This window comes from Paenibacillus sp. CAU 1782, assembly GCF_054551715.1.
In genome coordinates this window covers 1554728-1571812 of the sequence record NZ_JBTOLL010000001.1, presented here as the reverse complement: position 1 = coordinate 1571812, position 17085 = coordinate 1554728, and the positions used below count along the sequence as shown (strand labels likewise).

Annotated in this window: 15 protein-coding genes; 14 read left to right on the top strand and 1 reads right to left on the bottom strand. The window is 50.7% G+C overall.

Going from position 1 to position 17085, the window contains the following annotated elements:
* Positions 1–7: 7 nt before the first annotated feature.
* The 4 genes from ACX93W_RS07600 to ACX93W_RS07585 all read left to right on the top strand — a co-directional run bounded on the left by ACX93W_RS07600 (position 8) and on the right by ACX93W_RS07585 (position 2702).
* Positions 8–535: a hypothetical protein gene (locus ACX93W_RS07600; protein ID WP_459391688.1), complete on the top strand. Its 528-nt coding sequence runs from the start codon at positions 8–10 to the stop codon at positions 533–535.
* Positions 536–1337: 802 nt separating this feature from the next.
* Positions 1338–2090: an NAD-dependent protein deacylase gene (locus ACX93W_RS07595; RefSeq protein WP_459391687.1), complete on the top strand. Its 753-nt coding sequence runs from the start codon at positions 1338–1340 to the stop codon at positions 2088–2090.
* Positions 2091–2157: 67 nt separating this feature from the next.
* Complete coding sequence (locus ACX93W_RS07590) at positions 2158–2382, top strand: hypothetical protein (RefSeq protein ID WP_459391686.1); 225 nt, start codon at positions 2158–2160, stop codon at positions 2380–2382.
* Between the two features lie 110 nt (positions 2383–2492).
* Positions 2493–2702: a hypothetical protein gene (locus tag ACX93W_RS07585; RefSeq protein WP_459391685.1), complete on the top strand. Its 210-nt coding sequence runs from the start codon at positions 2493–2495 to the stop codon at positions 2700–2702.
* 88 nt (positions 2703–2790) lie between these two features.
* Here the strand turns inward: ACX93W_RS07585 and ACX93W_RS07580 are convergent, their stop codons facing one another.
* Positions 2791–3693: a glycoside hydrolase family 16 protein gene (locus ACX93W_RS07580; protein WP_459391684.1), complete on the bottom strand. Its 903-nt coding sequence runs from the start codon at positions 3691–3693 to the stop codon at positions 2791–2793.
* Between the two features lie 145 nt (positions 3694–3838).
* Here ACX93W_RS07580 and ACX93W_RS07575 point away from each other — a divergent pair, with 145 nt between their 5' ends.
* From ACX93W_RS07575 to ACX93W_RS07530, 10 genes are all read left to right on the top strand, one after another.
* Positions 3839–4759 (top strand): ABC transporter permease, encoded by a 921-nt coding sequence (locus ACX93W_RS07575; protein WP_459391683.1) that lies wholly within the window; start codon positions 3839–3841, stop codon positions 4757–4759.
* Between the two features lie 18 nt (positions 4760–4777).
* Positions 4778–5659 (top strand): carbohydrate ABC transporter permease, encoded by an 882-nt coding sequence (locus ACX93W_RS07570; RefSeq protein ID WP_459391682.1) that lies wholly within the window; start codon positions 4778–4780, stop codon positions 5657–5659.
* Positions 5660–5701: 42 nt separating this feature from the next.
* Entirely contained in the window at positions 5702–7375 is a 1674-nt protein-coding gene (locus ACX93W_RS07565; protein ID WP_459391681.1) for an extracellular solute-binding protein, read from the top strand.
* 136 nt (positions 7376–7511) lie between these two features.
* Complete coding sequence (locus ACX93W_RS07560) at positions 7512–9350, top strand: sensor histidine kinase (RefSeq protein WP_459391680.1); 1839 nt, start codon at positions 7512–7514, stop codon at positions 9348–9350.
* Between the two features lie 3 nt (positions 9351–9353).
* Positions 9354–10925 carry a response regulator gene (locus ACX93W_RS07555; protein ID WP_459391679.1) on the top strand — a complete coding sequence of 524 codons (1572 nt, stop codon included), beginning with the start codon at positions 9354–9356 and terminating at the stop codon, positions 10923–10925.
* On the top strand, positions 10909–11274 hold the full coding sequence (locus tag ACX93W_RS07550) for a hypothetical protein (RefSeq protein WP_459391678.1): 366 nt from the start codon (positions 10909–10911) through the stop codon (positions 11272–11274). Before ACX93W_RS07555 ends, ACX93W_RS07550 begins: the two co-directional genes overlap by 17 nt.
* Before the next feature lie 39 nt (positions 11275–11313).
* Positions 11314–11481, top strand: coding sequence for a hypothetical protein (locus ACX93W_RS07545; RefSeq protein ID WP_459391677.1), 168 nt, complete (start codon positions 11314–11316; stop codon positions 11479–11481).
* A 236-nt stretch (positions 11482–11717) separates the two neighbouring features.
* The gene (locus ACX93W_RS07540; protein ID WP_459391676.1) at positions 11718–14333 is read left to right on the top strand and encodes a family 16 glycosylhydrolase; all 2616 of its coding nucleotides are present in this window, start codon (positions 11718–11720) and stop codon (positions 14331–14333) included.
* A gap of 207 nt (positions 14334–14540) precedes the next feature.
* Positions 14541–15593: a Wadjet anti-phage system protein JetD domain-containing protein gene (locus tag ACX93W_RS07535; RefSeq protein ID WP_459391675.1), complete on the top strand. Its 1053-nt coding sequence runs from the start codon at positions 14541–14543 to the stop codon at positions 15591–15593.
* Entirely contained in the window at positions 15566–17083 is a 1518-nt protein-coding gene (locus tag ACX93W_RS07530; protein ID WP_459391674.1) for a replicative DNA helicase, read from the top strand. Before ACX93W_RS07535 ends, ACX93W_RS07530 begins: the two co-directional genes overlap by 28 nt.
* Positions 17084–17085 lie beyond the last annotated feature (2 nt).

Sequence of the window (17085 nt, the reverse complement as noted above, 5' to 3'; positions counted from 1 at the left end):
AGACAACATGAAAAAGATAGCTGTTCTGGCTATGACTTTTCTGCTGGCAGCAGGCCTGATGGCTGGTTGCAGCAGCAAAGAGGATGCAAACAAAGGCAAGGATAGCGCAGATGCGACAACAAGCGCATCCGTAGTTGACAACAATGAAGCGTTTCTGAAGGCGATTAGCAAGGACGGCACATGGATTGCAGCTACGCTGAACGACCTGACATTTGACCAAGAGCTTGTGGTAGAAGGCGAATTTACGAATAAGGACGCCATCGCTCGCAAAATCGCACTGTACACGCAAGACGCCGACCACAATATCACGGCATCGTTTAAGCTGACGGCTCCAAAACTCGTGATCAAAAGCGAAAATACACGTCTGCAAGGCGGTACGTTTGTAGGCGACGTATATGTAGAAGCTAATGGTTTTGTTGTTACAAAAGCAACGGTTGAAGGCAATGTCTATTTCGCTAACGACGAATACAAAGCATCGTTTGACTCATCCAACGAAGGCACGGTTACCGGTGTAACCGAAGTGAAGTCACAATAATCGAAGAGTTGCTCTAGAGGAAGCATTTTCCGCATCGTGAGAAGCGGAAAATGCTTCTTTTTTGTTGATTCAAAAATTGTACAGAGCTATTGGATACAATTTTGAATTCCGTAACTAAGTAAGCGCATGGTTTTTCCACTAAATAATGCCTCTAATGGTCACCGATGGCCGTAAGCACGCAGCAGCTAGTTTCGGACATCACTGACTATAGAGTAAACGGCTAGATTCTCAATGAGTAACGGTCATCAGTGACCAGTAGAGTCTCAGTGGCTGGAATCTGATTGGGTAACGGTCACCGATGGCTGTTAGCGCCACAAAATGCTGAATTTTGATTGGGTAACGGACATCGGTGGCCGTTAGCGCTCAAAAACGGTGCATATTGGGCGAAAATGAGCTTTAACGGTCACGAATGACCTTTAAAAATGGTTTTTCCACTAAATAATGCCTCTAACGGTCATCGATGACCATAAGCACGCAGCAGCCAGTTTCGAGCAACTTTTCAAGGAACGGCTTGATGTTTGCAAACTAACCGTGGCAAATGGAGGAAGCCGTTAGTCTGTTTCAGATCTTCGCATTGAATATTAATGTTGAGCCGTCAATACAGCATAAAGGTTAGGGGGTAGCAACATAGTTATTGATGAGAATGAATCAAGAAAGATGGATCGAAAGATGGATCGAAAGGTTGATCAGCTTTTCATTCCAATTTAGCGAATCTATAATAGACAGTAAGACAGTGGCACGGATAGCGCGCAGACGGGTGTTGAATGTGCTTAGGCTAACTTGCAGTTCAGGAGGTATAAGGATGAATAACGAAAGCGGCGCCGCCAAGCTGAAGGCGATGGTGGAGGAGAGCCGATACATTGTGTTTTTTGGCGGAGCGGGCGTATCGACGGAAAGCGGAATTCCGGATTTTCGATCAGCGGACGGTTTGTTTCGCAAGGTGGACAATCGTCGCGTGTCTCCGGAGGAGATTTTGAGCCGAGACTTTTTTAGAAGGCATCCGGAGGATTTCTACAGCTTTTATTCCTCCAGCCTGATTCATACTGACGCTCGTCCAAATGCGGCTCATCTTGCACTCGCCGAGCTGGAAAAGCAAGGCAAGCTAAAAGCCGTCATTACGCAAAATATCGACGGCCTGCATGGGCTGGCCGGGAGCCGCAATGTGTTGGAACTGCATGGTTCCGTACAGCGTAATTATTGCATGGAATGCCGGGAGCCTTATCCCTTGTCCATCATTGTGGAGAGTAAGGGAGCCGTACCGCGATGCACTCTGTGTGGAGGCGTTATTAAGCCGGACGTCGTGCTTTATCAGGAAAGTTTGGATATGGCGCTGTTAGAGAGCGCAGCCAATTATATTGCCAAAGCTGATATGCTCATCGTGGCCGGGACTTCACTGTCTGTTCAGCCGGCAGCCGGACTGGTCAGACTATACCGGGGCGACAGGCTTGTGCTGATTAACAAAACCCCAACGCCCATGGACCGTTACGCCGATTTGCTGCTGAATGAAAAAGTCGGACAAGCTTTGGGGCCTTTTTTACCTCAAAAGGATGTATAAGTTTTTGGCTACATAACTGTAGGACCATAAGCATGAATATGTGCAAGTGCGGGAGATGAGGAATCGCGTGAAAGATGAGGCATTAGAGAGGAAGCATGCGGGACAGGTGCGTAAAAAGGTTGGGGAACGGTTGGCTGTTTTTGGCTTTAAAATGACCAAGCCTCGCTTCTACACAAGACTCCAGCCGGATTGGGTGGAGTTTTTGCATGTGCATAAGCACAAGACGGATTCCTCCTTTCGTCTAAATTTGGGTATCAGGCTGATAATTGATACCATGATTTTGTCGCTCTAAATGGTTTAACTGCCAATGGCTTTAAAAACGAATTCTCCTACCATTACAACTTTCGTTTTCACAAAGAATTAGAAACCGTTGAGCGTTGTGTGGACCAGATTGTTTTGTTTATGGAAAACGAAGGACTGCCATGGTTTAGCTATTGGAAGGAACATGGCCGCCTAACCCAAGACGACAATTCTCCGTTTAATGCGGAGGAGAAGGAGCTATTCAGCCGATCTTGCAGAGGCGAAGCGTTGGAGGCATCCGTTTTGAAAGAGCGGATCCGGCTGGCTGAGGAATTGCTTGGCATTGAAGGCACGGCCTTGTTAAGAAACTGAACGATCCTGTAGCAAGCATTGAAATTCCGCGATTGGATTCCCCAGTGCCTGCCACCACAACAAATCAGGTTTGTGCTTCGCCTTTTCGTTACTGATACACCCAAATGCCGGCTACGGTCATGACGGCGGGCAAAGCCGATTCGTCCACCTCCACCTGATCGTACCAGCCTCCGACGGCGAGGTTGAGCACCAGGTAAAAGGGGACATCAAAAGGCGCGGAGCCATGTTCAAGCTTCCGTTCGGCAAAGCAATGTCCGTCGACCAGCCATCTGATGGAGTCCGGACTCCATTCCAGGGAGTAGTCGCGGAATTCGGCGATACTGCCGCTTGGCAGCTCATGGGAGAATTCGTCGGTTATTTTGCTTTCGAAATCCTTGCCGTGATGCAGCGTGCCGAATATGTGCCGGGGCAAACGGCCTTTTGCTTCGCATACGTCGATTTCTCCGGAAGCGGGCCAAGGCCCGTGTTCCCGCGTCTGCGGAAGCATCCAGATGGCGGGCCACAATCCATGCCCGACGGGCAGCTTTGCGCGAACCACCAGTTTGCCATAGCAAAAGGAGAAGTGATCCCTTGTATCCAAACGGGCGGAGGTATACAAAAAGCGCCTACCAATTAATTCATGTGATTGCGGCTGAGCATACGGGCTATTATCTACCTCGGTCGTTTGCAGATGAGCGTCGGAGTCACTATCAACCTCGGTCGTTTGCAGATGAGCGTCGGAGTCACTATCAACCTCGGTCGTTTGCAGATGAGCGTCGGAGTCACTATCAACCTCGGTCGTTTGAAGGCGAGCGCACAGGTTTAAGCCAGACTCGTCGATATACAGATTTTTATCATGCCCCGTGTAAAACTGCGCTTCTCCGTTTCCCCAGCCCGGAACGACGGCATTGCCGTTATCGTCGAGCAAATCATTGCCGAGCCGGATGTTCCATTCCTTTAAACCGGAAGTCCCCTTCCCAAAATTCTGCTCCCAAATCAGCGTGTTGTACACGTCGGCACCCCTTTCTTTTATATCCAGCATACTTCATTTCGAAAGCCAATTAACGGAATCCAAAAAAATGGGATAGGGTCAAAAATGGTGAGCCTTTTATTTTTGGCGACGTTTTCATACGATGAGATGGAAGGGGGCAAAGCATGTGTTCCAATCCAAAAATGGAATGATGAAAGCGTTTATCAAACAGTGGCAGCTGCAAAGCATGGTCATCCCCGGCATCGTCTGGATGTTTATCTTTTGCTACATTCCGATGTTGTGGCTGATTATCGCCTTTATGGACTACAGCATCGCCAAACCGATGTTGCAGTCGCCTTTTGTTGGTCTGAAGCATGTCGAGGATTTTGTGACGGACGACCGTTTCTGGCGTTCCATCCGAAATACGCTCGGCATGAGCAGCATCAAGCTGGTGCTGGGATTTCCGATTCCCATCTTGTTCGCGCTGATGCTGAACGAGGTCCGGAACATCCGCTTTAAGCGTACGGTCCAGACCATTTCGTACCTGCCGCATTTTATCGCTTGGACGATATTCGGTGGTATCATGCTCAATTGGCTGGGCGAAGGCGGCGTCATCAACCAATTGTTTATGGCGCTGGGGCTTCAGGAAAGGGAAATCCTGTACAACAGCGATCCCAAATATTTCTGGTGGATCACCTATTTTTCCGATACGCTCAAGGAAACGGGCTGGAGCGCCATCATCTATATTGCCGCGATTTCCGGCATCGATCCCGCGCTGTACGAAGCGGCGGAGCTGGACGGGGCAAACCGGTGGCAGCGCATGTGGTTCATTACGGTGCAAAGCATACGCCCAACCATCGCAATCCTGTTTATACTGGCGGTTAGCGGTATGCTGGGAAGCAACTTCGAACAAATCTTCATGCTCAAAAACAATATGAACATGAGGATGGCGGAAAGCCTGGATTTGTATATTTACAACATGGGTCTGGTTTCGGGTCGCCATTCGTTCTCCACGGCCGTTCTGTTTGCCCGCTCGATCGTAGCGCTTGGCCTGTTGTTCCTGGCCAATTATTCATCCAAAAAACTGACGGGCGACAGCATCTTTTAACCGGAGGAGGACGAAAACATGGAAAAACGGGGAAAACGCCACATTGGCTTATTTGAAATCAGCAATACCGTATTGATGCTGGCGGTATGTTTTGCAACGCTGTATCCGATGTGGTTTGTGCTCATTAATTCGCTTAACGCTCCGGAGCATGCCATATTGGGCACGGTCAACTGGTTTCCGCAGGCTCTGTCGCTGGACAGCTACCGCGTAGTATTTAACGACAAACACATGATGAACGGTTTTTACATTACCACTCTCCGAACTGTGTTGGGGACAGCGGCGCATGTGTTGTTTACGGCCATAATAGCTTATGGAATTAGCAGAACAACGTTGATCGGGCGCAAGCTTTATATGAAAATCGCTTTGGTCACAATGTTGTTTTCCGGCGGTTTGATTCCGACTTTTATTCTGATGACGAAGCTGGGCCTATACGATAATTTCTGGGTGTTCATCATTCCCGGCATGTATTCGTTTTTCAACATGGTCATCTTTATGAGCTTCTTCCGCACCATTCCCGTCAGTCTGGAGGAATCCGCCAAGGTGGACGGAGCTTCGGACTACGGCGTCCTGTTTCGAATCGTGCTGCCCAACAGCATGGCAGTCATCGCGACCATCTCGCTTTTTTCGGCCGTCTACCATTGGAACGACTATTATCAAGGCGTCATCTACATTCGCTCGCAGGAGCTGCTTCCTTTGCAAACGATGCTGTACAAAATCATCGCGGAAAACTCCATGTCGTTTATGCAGCAGCAGGCGATGGCGCAATTCGGAGCCAGGCTGCCTGGCAACTCCATCAAGTTTGCTTCCATGATGGTGGCGACTCTCCCGATTTTGGCGGTGTATCCATTTATCCAGAGGTATCTGGTGAAAGGCGTCATGATCGGCGCGATCAAAGGGTAAGGGCAATTAAATATAAATAGAAAAAGAAGGGATGATCTTGTCATGAAGCTTAAGTCATTCAAAAAAGGCCTGATGTTGGCCATGGCTGTTGTGCTGACATTTACGCTGGCTGCCTGCACCAATTCCGGGGGTAACAACAATCCGTCTCCAACAAACGGGAACAGCACGCAGCAACCCGAAGCTACGCCGGGTGAAACAGCGCTGAATCCCGATGAGCCGGCATGGAGGCTCGACACCAGCCCGATTGATTTGACCTGGTTCGTCGGCGCGTCCTGGTATGCGCATTCCTGGGGAGAAAGCTTGACCTCCAAATACGTGACGGAAAAAACGGGAGTTAACGTAAAGCTGGAAGTTCCGTCCGGCGAAGCCAACGAGCATATTACGCTGATGATGACCTCCGGCAAGCTTCCGGACATTATTAGCATGGGTTCTTGGGAAACCGCTGTCAAAAAGCTGTGGGAAGGCGATCACGTTTATGCCCTGAACGAGCTGGCCGATCAATACGATCCCTACTTTTTCAAGGTGGCGGGCGATGGCACTCTGAAGTGGTACCGGCAGGAAAACGGCAATACCTACGGCGTTCCAAACGACTCCTACAGTCCGAATCTGATGCATGAAACCGGCATGACGGCGGCGAACCAAACGTTTCTGGTGCGCAAAGACCTTTACGAGGAAATGGGCCGCCCGGACCTGTCGACGCCGGAAGGTTTCCTGAATGCTCTGCAGCTAATCAAGGACCAATATTCGCAATACAAGGGACAGCCGATCAGTCCGTTTTTTGCACAGGGCAACGTGCCGTACGGCATGACGGAATATTTGCACAACCTGCTGGCAGTGCCGCACGAAAAAGACGGCAAGGTATACGACCGCATTACCGACCCGAACTACCTTGCCTGGCTGAAAACGTTCCGCACCGCGTACGAACGCGGATTGATCAACGTGGACTTCCTGGTGGATTCCGATACGCAGGTTGAGGAAAAAACAAACAACGCCCGTTACTTTATGATGATTCGCGAGTGGACGGGGATGGTGGCCGTCAACCCGATGCTGGCCGCAAGCGCCAATCCGGATTCCTACTACATCGCAGTGGACGGACCGCAAAACAGCAACGGCGATTCCGCCAAGCTGTTCCCTGGCAATATGGACGGCTGGATGGTTACCATGATCAGCAAGTCCGTCAAACATCCGGACCGCGCGATTCGTTTTCTGACTTATCTCGCAAGCGAGGAAGGCCAAATGGACCTGTTCCTTGGCAAAGAAGGCGAAACCTGGGATTCGTCAAGCGGCAAGCCGCAGCTGAAGCCAGAAATGGTTCAACTGCTGGAAACGGACATCGAAAGAATGGAGAAGGAATACGGCATTATGGATACGTATTGGATGATGCGCAACCCGGTTATTATCAACCAGTGGAGACCGGAGAAAGCCGCCGTCATCAAACAAATGGAGGACTTCGCCAACGCGCAGGCTGATATCGACAGCGGCATTTATAAAGGGCTTGATCCGCTTGGCGATTCCGAAGCCGCGGTCGCATGGGCGCGCATCTCGCAAAACTGGGAGGAAGTGCTGCCCGAGCTGATTACCGCCAAGGACGAAGCCGCATTCGATAAAATATTCGAAAATTTCCTGGCCCGCCGCGACAGCTACGGCTTCCAGCAGGTCATGGATTTCAGGCAGACAGAGCTGGACGCTCGCAAAGCCAAAATGTCGGAGCAATAAGAAAGGAAGCCGGTCGCCTGAATGGCGTCCGGCAATCCCCTATATAGCGGGCCTGACCGGCTTGGAGAATAGATAAAGCCGCTGTCTGCCGAATTGTAATATATGGTATATTACAGGAGTAGGGGAGGGCGCCGACATGAACCATTTGCCGATGAAAATCCGAAAAATCTACCGCAATGCCAGCATATCCCAAAAGCTCTTTTTGGCATTCAGCCTGATGATTGCGATACCGGTTATCGTGGTTTCCTTTCTATTTATCCGCATTCAGGAGGAGCAGCTTTATAAAGAAGCGATGACAAGCGGCATGAGCCATGTCTCGCGGCTGCACGATCAGCTGCGGAGCCGCATGAGCATCCTTGAAAACGTTTCCTCGACCGCGCTGACGCAAAAAGCGTTTGTCGATTTTATTCACTCCGATATGACAGCGGACGGCCTGCGCCTAGTAAAATTCAAGCAAAATCAGTTTGAGCAAATGCATAACATTATTGAAAGCAATGACATGATCAGCGAGCTTAGCTTTTATATCGATAATCCCAAGTTGTATGAGATCTGGCCCGAAATTTACCACTACGACAAGTTTTGGCCGCAAGGCTACTGGGCGGAGCTTCGCGACGAAGGGGGTTCGGCCTATCGGCTGTTTGCTTTTAAGGATGGCGAAAATACGTTGTCCTTCTATCGGCTCGTGCGGCTGCAGGATCAACAGTTGAAGAGGCCCAGCATGATGGAGGTCCGGATGTCGCACGACGTATTTTTCAGCGATTTGCTGGAGGAATCGGGAGGCGATTTTTTCTCGGTTATCATGGACGGAAGCGATACATCCCGGTACATCTACAACCGGCAGCACGCATTTCTCCGGCACGCCGGCGAGGGGCTGGATGATATTCTGGGCAGCGTTCGCACTAATCTGGATGTGCTGCAGCAAAGCAATCCTGTCAAGGTTCGCGTTGGAGACGGGACGTATTATGCCATGTACCGCTATATCGCGCCGCTGGATGCTTATGTCGTGGATATCGCTTCCCATCAGGATTTGATGAAAGGCCCTCGTGATTTGTATGCGCTCGTCATTATCATTACGCTCTCTGTTTTATTGGTGATGCTGGTGTTGGTTTCGCATACGACAAGGCGGATTTTCCGCCGGCTTGACAGCGTGTTGATCTCCATGCGCAAAGTACGGAGGGGACAGCTTGATGCCAAAATAGACACAGGTCTGGACGAACGCGAAACCGGCGACGAAATCGACGAGGTAGCCATTAGCTACAACAATATGCTGGATGAACTGAAAAAGCTGATGACGCAAGTGATCGACAAGCAGCTTGTCGCCAAAAACGCCCAGCTCCATTCTCTTCATTCGCAAATCAATTCGCATTTCCTGTACAACGCGCTGGAATCCATCCGCATGCGGGCGGAGGTGCAGAATCAGTCTGCCATCGCGGAAGCGCTGGTTTCGCTCGGCTCACAGCTTCGCTACAGCATGAAATGGCGAAGCGACACCGTCTCGCTGGGAGAGGAGCTGGCGAATATTCGCAGCTATATTCATTTTGTCAATTTCATGGAAGGCGGAGGTATAGAACTGGAGGGAGACCTGCCCCATGAGGTGTTAGGGTACGCGATCCCCAAAATGTGCATCCAGCCCATCGTCGAAAATGCCGTGCATCATGCGGCGCCTTCAGGCGGAGGGGTGCGGATTAAGCTGACCGTCTGGGTGGAGCAGGAGCGCCTGCTGCGAATCGAAATACAGGACGACGGCGCGGGCGTGGAGCCCGGCATGCTGGCCGATTTGCAAGACGTGCTGCGCGGAGATTGGGATACGCCGATTGTGGCGGGCAAAAACGGACTGGGATTGGAAAATGTGCACAAGCGGCTTCAGCTTCATTACGGCGCAGGCTGCGGTCTTTGGATCGACAGCGAGCAGGGCGTTTATACACGCGTGACGATCCGTTTGCCGTGGGAAAATGCCAATCTTGGAGGATGGTAGGGCATGGTCAATATTCTGATCGTGGACGATCAAAAGAACATACGCGACGGGCTTCAGGCTATGCTGAGCCAGTTTCCCCTGGAGCTTGACGGCGTGTTCAGCGCGGCGAGCGGAGTCGAAGCGCTGGACATCCTGCGGCAAAACAGCATCCAACTGGTCATTACCGATATCCGGATGCCGGAGATGGATGGTCTGGGGTTGATGGCGCGCACGCGGGAGGAACGGATTAAGGTCGATTATCTGATTATTAGCGGCTACAGCGATTTCGCCTACGCGCAAAAAGCGATGGGTCTTGGCGCTAAAGGTTATCTTCTCAAGCCGGTCAAGCGAGAGGATTTGCAAAGCGCCGTGGAGCATGTATTGCAGGAGGTGCGGGCGCGACAGGCGCTATCGCGCAACATGAAGCATATTTCTCGGCGCGCGCGGGAAGCCGACCGCAAGGAGCTTGCGATGTACATGCAAGGCGCGGCTAACGACCCGGAGTGGGTGGCCGAAACCGAACGGCTTCATCCGGAGCTGTGGCGTCATTACCGGTTATGCCTGCTTCGGGAGGAAATATGGATTAACCGGCCGGGCGGCAGCAACGCGGGAACGATGGAGTCTATCGTTTACCGCTTGTTCGGTAGGCAAAGCTGTCTATGCTTGCAGAGGGGACCACATCTTATTTTTGCCGTGGACGCAGCCGCCGATCATCATGCGCTGCCTGCCGCGCTCCAAAACGAAGGAATCGGGGCCGTTGTTGCGATCACTGACCTCCGACGCGGACTTGCGGCATTGCCGGAAAGCTATTCGCAAGCGATGGAACTGTACCGGCATAGTTATCTTTTTCCGGAAAAGCGTTGTTTGCTGCCCTCGCATATCGAAGGATTGGAGCAGCACTGGCAGCTTCCCCACGAGGAGCTGTATTCGCTCTTTCAACTGATCGGGACAACGAACAGCGGGAAAATCGCCGACGGCATATCCAAAATGTTCAACAAAAGTCTGCTCCAGCGGTACAACGTGCGCTACACGGTGCAGTTATGCCGCGCCGTGGCGCAAATGCTGGAGGAATACGAACGCGTGATTGCTCCTTACATGGGCGAGGAAGCGCTGGATATCGACTGCCTGCGCAACATGTTCGACTATCCGGCAATCCGCGACTACATTGGGGCGCTTCAGGGGCAGCTTCTACGGCTGAATCAATTTTACGATGCATTCAAATGCAGCTACCGCAATTCGCAGGATTTAAACGAAGCGATCCGCTTTATTCATGAAAATTATCATAAACCGCTGGATTTGGCGATGGTATCCAACCACGTCTCGCTTAACTACGCCTATTTTTCTAACCTGTTCAAAAAAAATATCGGCAAAGGTTTTGCGGAATATTTGCGCGACGTGCGTCTCGACAAGGCCCGGCGTCTGCTGGCCGGGACCGAGCACAAAATCGTGGAGGTAACGGCGATGGTGGGTTACGAAAGCTACAAAAGCTTTACCCGCGCCTTTCGCGACGTGATGGGTATGCAGCCTACGGAGTACCGTCAGCAAATGCGGCGGAAGGTCGAAGGAGAGGAACAATGCCATGACACAGCGTTATGAATTGGGAGACGATTGTTTTATTTTGCGGGGCTACGGCACGCTTGCGCCGTTTACCAGCTTTTTGCCCGGACTGGCGGGAGTAAAAGGCATTCCGATCTGGTCCTTTTACGTCAATCGGGGCCAAGGCATCTGCAGCTTCGGCATCGATCACAAAAGCAATGCCATTCTGGAGTTCGATCCCGCTTATCTGGCATATGAAAAGGTCCCGATCAATGGATGCCAAAGCCTGGATCGGCCGCGATCGTTTATCCGGGGAGGGTTGGCTGGTGTTCTGTCATGGGAGCAGCGCTTCTGGGCTCTTCTGCTTCGTGAGGGCAAACTGAAGAAGCTTTCGATTGAATTGGTGTAGAGAAAGGAAAATCAGCCTGGTCTCGGCGAGATCGGGTTGATGCGCAAACCAAAAAATTGGGATGAAACAAAAATTATTGTCCCTTTTCTAGCCATCAGGCCATTCGATAAAATAGAAGCAAGACCAGAGCTTTACAGAGAAGTACGCTACGGTTTCTCTGTAAATGATGATGAAGGAATCCCTAACGGCGACAGAGCGACCGCATGATCTTGACAACCAACGGAGATTAATCGGTCTACGGGAGGTGTTGCAAGCGGATTACCGGGAATGTTGAAAATTGGAAAGCGCAGTATTTTCGTGAAAAACGGAAGTGAAAGGCGGGCAAGTAAAGCATCGACGATGTTTCGCACAAAATGTAAGCGTATACAAGTGCATCGCAGATAAGAACCTTCAAATTCGGAAGCGCAAGGAGCAGCTATTCCATTTGAGAGGGAGGACTTAAGATGTCATTCTATCGTGCAAGCTGGGGGAAAAGATGGTTGAGCTTGATTTTGGTGTATGCAATGGTGGTGGGTGGAGGATTGCTGCCTGCCGCAAGCGTACAGGCTAATGGAACAACTGTGACATCGATGGCGTATTTTTCAGCGGCGGATGGGCCTGTTATCTCGAAGTCGGGTTTAGGACAAGCCAGTTACGGGTTTGTCATGCCGATCTTCAACGGCGGTTCCGCCACCTGGAGCGATGTAGTCAATGACGTTGGCGTCAGAGTGAAGGTTGGCGGCAATTGGGTCGATATCGACAGCGTCAGCAGCTTCGTCTACAACCAAAACTGGGGACATTGGAGCGACGGCGGGGCAAACGGCTATTGGTTTATTGTGTCCGCCACGACGGAAGTGCAGCTATACTCCAAAGCGAACGGGGTTACGCTCAACTATACCTTGGTTTTTCAAAATATAAATACAACAACGATCACGTCCATGACGCCAACGCAGGGGCCGCAAATTACGGCAGGCTTCACGGGCGGCGCGGGCTTTACGTATCCTGTTTTCAACAATAACGCAGCCATTACCTACGAAGCGGTAGCCGACGATCTGAAGGTGTTCGTCAAACCAGTCAACAGCACGGCCTGGATCGACCTTGAAAATAATGCGGCCAGCGGCTGGATTTACGACAGCAACTTTGGACAATTCACCGAAGGAGGCGGCGGTTACTGGTTTACGGTCACGGAGTCTATCAACGTCAAGCTGGAATCGAAAACGTCGTCGGCCAGCCTCGTGTATACCATTACCTTTAACGAGCCGGTGCGTAACGGCTATGCGCTAACGCCTTACGACGGAACGACGTATTCCGCTGACGCAAGCGGCGCCATTGGCATCCCTCTGCCCAAAATCGACGGAGGAGCGCCAATCGGCACGGAGCTTGATCAATTCGTCTATCAGATTTTGAGGAACGGTCAGTGGGTGGAGCTTGGCAATTCCTTGCTAAGCAGCTTCGTCTATTCCGGCAGCGGCTACAACAATATGTCGGATGCCAATCAATGGGGCTATTGGGCCGACTATATTTACGGCTTGTGGTTCCAGCCTATTCAGGTGGACATGCAAATCCGAGTCGGTTATCCGCTCAATGGGCAAACCGGCGGCAATATCGGCAGCAATTTCGTCTACTATACGTTAATTGGCAATCCCAATGCGCCTCGCCCGGATGTAAGCGATCAGGAGGACATTGCAATCGGAACGCCAAGCAATCCGGCTATAGCCGGGATGTCGTTGATTTGGCAGGATGAATTTACCGGAACTCAGCTGGATACGAGCAAGTGGAACTATGAGCAAGGTTATTATCTCAACAACGACCCCAATACATGGGGATGGGGCAACAACGAGCTGGCGCATTACACGAATAGCTCCCAGAACGTTTTCGTACAAGACGGCAAGCTGAATATCCGGGCGTTAAATGATCCTAAGTCGTTCCCTCAAGACCCGAACCGCTATGCTCCTTATTCTTCAGGCAAAATCAACACGAAGAACAAGTTGTCCCTGCAATACGGACGCGTGGATATCAGCGCCAAGCTGCCGACGGGCAACGGGCTGTGGCCGGCGCTTTGGATGCTGCCGGAGGACTCCGTGTACGGCGCATGGGCCGCCTCCGGTGAAATCGATATCATGGAAGCAAAGGGCAGATTGCCCGGCACGACCAGCGGCGCGCTTCATTACGGAGGCCAGTGGCCGGTTAACCGGTATTTGGCGGGCGAATACCACTTCCCGCAAGGTCAAACGTTCGCCAACGATTTCCATGTGTACAGTATGGTTTGGGAAGAAGATAATTTCAAATGGTATGTGGACGGGAAGTTTTTCTTCAAGGTGACCAGGGAGCAATGGTATTCCGTGGCGGCGCCGAACAATCCGAACGCACCGTTCGATGAGCCGTTTTATCTGATCATGAACCTGGCGGTAGGGGGGCATTTTGACGGCGGGCTTTCGCCAAGTCCTTCGGATATCCCGGCCACGATGCAAGTGGAATATGTGCGCGTCTATAAAGAGGGAGGCGGCAATCCCGGAAATCCGGGCAATGTAGCCGTAACCGGCGTAACGCTGAATCAATCGGCGGCACAAGTGCAAGCTGGGCAAACGGTTCAGTTAAACGCTAGTGTCGCGCCTTCTAACGCGACCAACAAGCAAGTGGCATGGACCGTTTCCAACTCTGCCGTTGCTACCGTCAGCCAAGCGGGACTTGTGACGGGAGTTGCCCCCGGTACCGCCACGGTAACGGCTACCACGGCGGATGGCAACAAAACGGCTGCTGCAACCATTACGGTCGTGCAGGCTCCGCCTACGGTTATCGTAATTGGAGACTCGGTTCGCGGCATCAAAAAAACAGGAAATAACCTGCTGTTTTATGTCAATGGAGCGACTTTTGCAGACCTGCATTACAAGGTCAATAATGGAGTGCAATTAAATGTCGCCATGACCCATATCGGGAACGGTAACTACACCTATCCGGTTAACAACCTTCAGCAGGGAGATACGGTGGAATATTTCTTCACCTACAATCCCGGCCAAGGAGCTTTGGATACGCCATGGCAAACGTATATTCACGGAGTGACGCAAGGAACGCCGGAGTAGCAGGGGATGCTGGATACGATTTTTTTTAGGTGAAGTCGTCTTTTTGTATGATCTTAAATCTCAATAATTAACTGCGCACTGTGTGCTCGATCTGAGCCGCAGTGCTTTTTTTTCGGTACATAGGGAGCAACCTTTGATCAAGCGCAGCAGCAATTTTTTGGTATAATGGTAGGTGAAAGCCACCCCTTACATACAGGAGCTATTGATATGCATATAAAACAAATCATAGAGGAGTATTTAAGCTCAGTAAAACATACGACAGTTACGCTTTCGGACCTGCAATCGCTGTTTGAAGAGTCGGCTGCCGATCCGCAACAATTTAGTGCGGCAATCCTTGATTTGGAGCAAAAAAAGGTATTGGAAGCAATAAAGGCCGCCGGCCGTACAATGAAGCAGCCCTCGCTTGCTTATCGCTATCGCATTAACAAATCATTACTCAAAAAACACCATGCCCATCAATTGCAGAAGTACCATTTAACCCTTCATCCAGCCATTCAACTGGAGGGTTATTTTGCGCTTCCGGAAGAGCAGTTTGTACAGGACAAGCCATGGATACAGCGTATCGATTCCTTCCTGAAGTCAAACGGATTGCCAACAGGTGTGGTTCCTGCTCCCGAGCGGAGTTTTCAGATTGCGGGAAATGAGAAATGGATCACCGAGCTTGGCGGAGAAGCCTTGCTCAATCGGCTTGGCGTGTGGGATCTGTTGCAGATCCACCCGGTATCCGATCCGTTAATGCTTGCCGTCAATCCCTCTCCGCCAGGCGAATCCTCCCATTCACGATGTCTGCATTTGATTGTGGAGAATAAAACGACTTTTCAAGCTTTGCTTCCCGTTTTGCCATCCAGTGCTTTCAGCACACTAATCTATGGCTGCGGCAATAAAATAACAGGAAACCTGAACATGTTCTCCCTGCAATACCCAGTAACAGACAGAGAGCATATCTTCTATTATTTTGGAGACTTGGACTATGAAGGCATCCGCATCTGGCACGAAGTAAACAAGCAGCAGAATATGATTCCGGCGCGTCCCTTTTATGAGGCTTGTTTGGAGCAGCCTTACGTTTTGGGGAAGGGGAATCAGAGGAGAAGCGAGGAGGCTTTATCATCATTTCTTCCGTATTTCTCCGCGGAGCGCCGGGAGCAAATTGTAAGCTGTCTTCATTCAGGCGGGTATTATCCGCAAGAGGTTTTGTCAACTCAGCAACTGCAAGGAATATGGAGGGGCCTGACATGGAAGCAATGGACCGATTTGAACTAGAAGGCACGCTTAACGGCTTTCAGGAGCGCATGTCGAAGGTGGCGCTGTTTGATCCTTTGTTTGAGCTTCAGCGTAAAAAACAGACCGATGACAATGGACAGCCTATTGATATGATGGAGCTCGGCCTGCTTGCGCTGCTGTTCTTTTTTGAACAAAAGCTCATGAGAAATACAAAGGCGGGCGTGAAGGACCTGACTCACTATTTGCACCGCGTAATTGATGGAAAACTACACGTGGGTCTGCCCCAAAGCGAACAGCTGGCGCGTGACATTATCCAGGTTTTTCGACCGTCGTCAGGCAAAAAGCGCGAGTTCGCTTTTTACAATTGGGAAACGGACGAGAGACAAACCATTTATACTTCTATTCTGAGAGCAAACGCTTTTGATGCTAAGCATAACACGCAATTTTATGCGCTGGATGAGGATGGGCTGGAGCTTGTGTTTGCGACGAAAGAGTTTTATTCGGAGTTTCAGTTGTCGATTCATCAGCTTGTTTTGCGCAAGCAGCTTGAAAAAGGCGAGTTTCAGGGAGCATTGCGGCAAATAAATGAGATGCGGGTCGATGTCGAGTCCTTGAAGGAACGAATCCTCAAGCTTGGACATGAGATTAAGCGCAGTATTGTGTCGGAAGAAACGCTAAAGCGGTACAGCGGATTACTGGAGGATATCTACCTCCGACTGCAGCGTGAGAATGAAGAATTTGACGAGCTTCGTCAATTTGTCAAGGAAACGCTTATGCGGTTGTATGGTAATGATACGATGGAAAAGCAGGAACGAGCCTATTCCTATATTTTGCGGATTTCCGGCGAACTGGAGAAGGTGCACGCCGAGCATGACGGCTTGCTGCAGCAATGTATGGAGCTGAAAAATCAAGCGTTGTCATCTGCGAGGGAATCTCTGTATTATACGGGATTAAGCTCGTTTAATTTTGAGCAGGATGTTGCAAGCAAAATATTCGGGTTTCCGCTTCCGCTGGAATCCATGAAGGGGATTATGGCTCCATTTATTGGGCTTGAGCGGAGGAAAGTCTGGTCTCCACTGACACTTTTCGCGGAACAAAGCATTGCTGGAAGAGGAGAGCAGGAGCCGCGCGAGGAAGGCTTTTTGACAGCTGCCGATGAAGATAACGAATTGAAATTCACGATCAAGCGTGGAGCCTTCTTCAAGGATATTATGGAGCTGTTAATGAAGAAGCTGGATGAAGGGTCTGAGCCGGAGCTTGAGCTGCAACAATTTGTGGATGAGCTTGCCGAGCATGAGGTAAAGCATTGGCTTGACAAGCGCAGTTTTTATGATTTCTGGCTGATTTTGCATCAGCGAAGCCCCGTTCGGGCAACCATTACAGATCGTAGTGAAGATGATAAAGCAGGAATGGATGAAGTGTGGCGTTTACTTGGGGAACGGGTGCTGGTCGTCTCCGAACATGCCGGCATGGTGGAAACGGGTACACGCTACGGCATTCAAAATATGAAATTGAAGTGGGGTGAGTAGCG

Excerpts from the sequence above, each read along its gene's own strand:
- ACX93W_RS07555 (WP_459391679.1), top strand. The coding sequence starts at position 9,354 with ATGGTCAATATTCTGATCGTGGACGATCAAAAGAACATACGCGACGGG.
- ACX93W_RS07570 (WP_459391682.1), top strand. The coding sequence starts at position 4,778 with ATGGAAAAACGGGGAAAACGCCACATTGGCTTATTTGAAATCAGCAAT.
- ACX93W_RS07595 (WP_459391687.1), top strand. The coding sequence starts at position 1,338 with ATGAATAACGAAAGCGGCGCCGCCAAGCTGAAGGCGATGGTGGAGGAG.
- ACX93W_RS07535 (WP_459391675.1), top strand. The coding sequence starts at position 14,541 with ATGCATATAAAACAAATCATAGAGGAGTATTTAAGCTCAGTAAAACAT.
- ACX93W_RS07540 (WP_459391676.1), top strand. The coding sequence starts at position 11,718 with ATGTCATTCTATCGTGCAAGCTGGGGGAAAAGATGGTTGAGCTTGATT.
- ACX93W_RS07545 (WP_459391677.1), top strand. The coding sequence starts at position 11,314 with ATGCGCAAACCAAAAAATTGGGATGAAACAAAAATTATTGTCCCTTTT.
- ACX93W_RS07530 (WP_459391674.1), top strand. The coding sequence starts at position 15,566 with ATGGAAGCAATGGACCGATTTGAACTAGAAGGCACGCTTAACGGCTTT.
- ACX93W_RS07550 (WP_459391678.1), top strand. The coding sequence starts at position 10,909 with ATGACACAGCGTTATGAATTGGGAGACGATTGTTTTATTTTGCGGGGC.
- ACX93W_RS07600 (WP_459391688.1), top strand. The coding sequence starts at position 8 with ATGAAAAAGATAGCTGTTCTGGCTATGACTTTTCTGCTGGCAGCAGGC.
- ACX93W_RS07560 (WP_459391680.1), top strand. The coding sequence starts at position 7,512 with ATGAACCATTTGCCGATGAAAATCCGAAAAATCTACCGCAATGCCAGC.
- ACX93W_RS07585 (WP_459391685.1), top strand. The coding sequence starts at position 2,493 with ATGGAAAACGAAGGACTGCCATGGTTTAGCTATTGGAAGGAACATGGC.
- ACX93W_RS07565 (WP_459391681.1), top strand. The coding sequence starts at position 5,702 with ATGAAGCTTAAGTCATTCAAAAAAGGCCTGATGTTGGCCATGGCTGTT.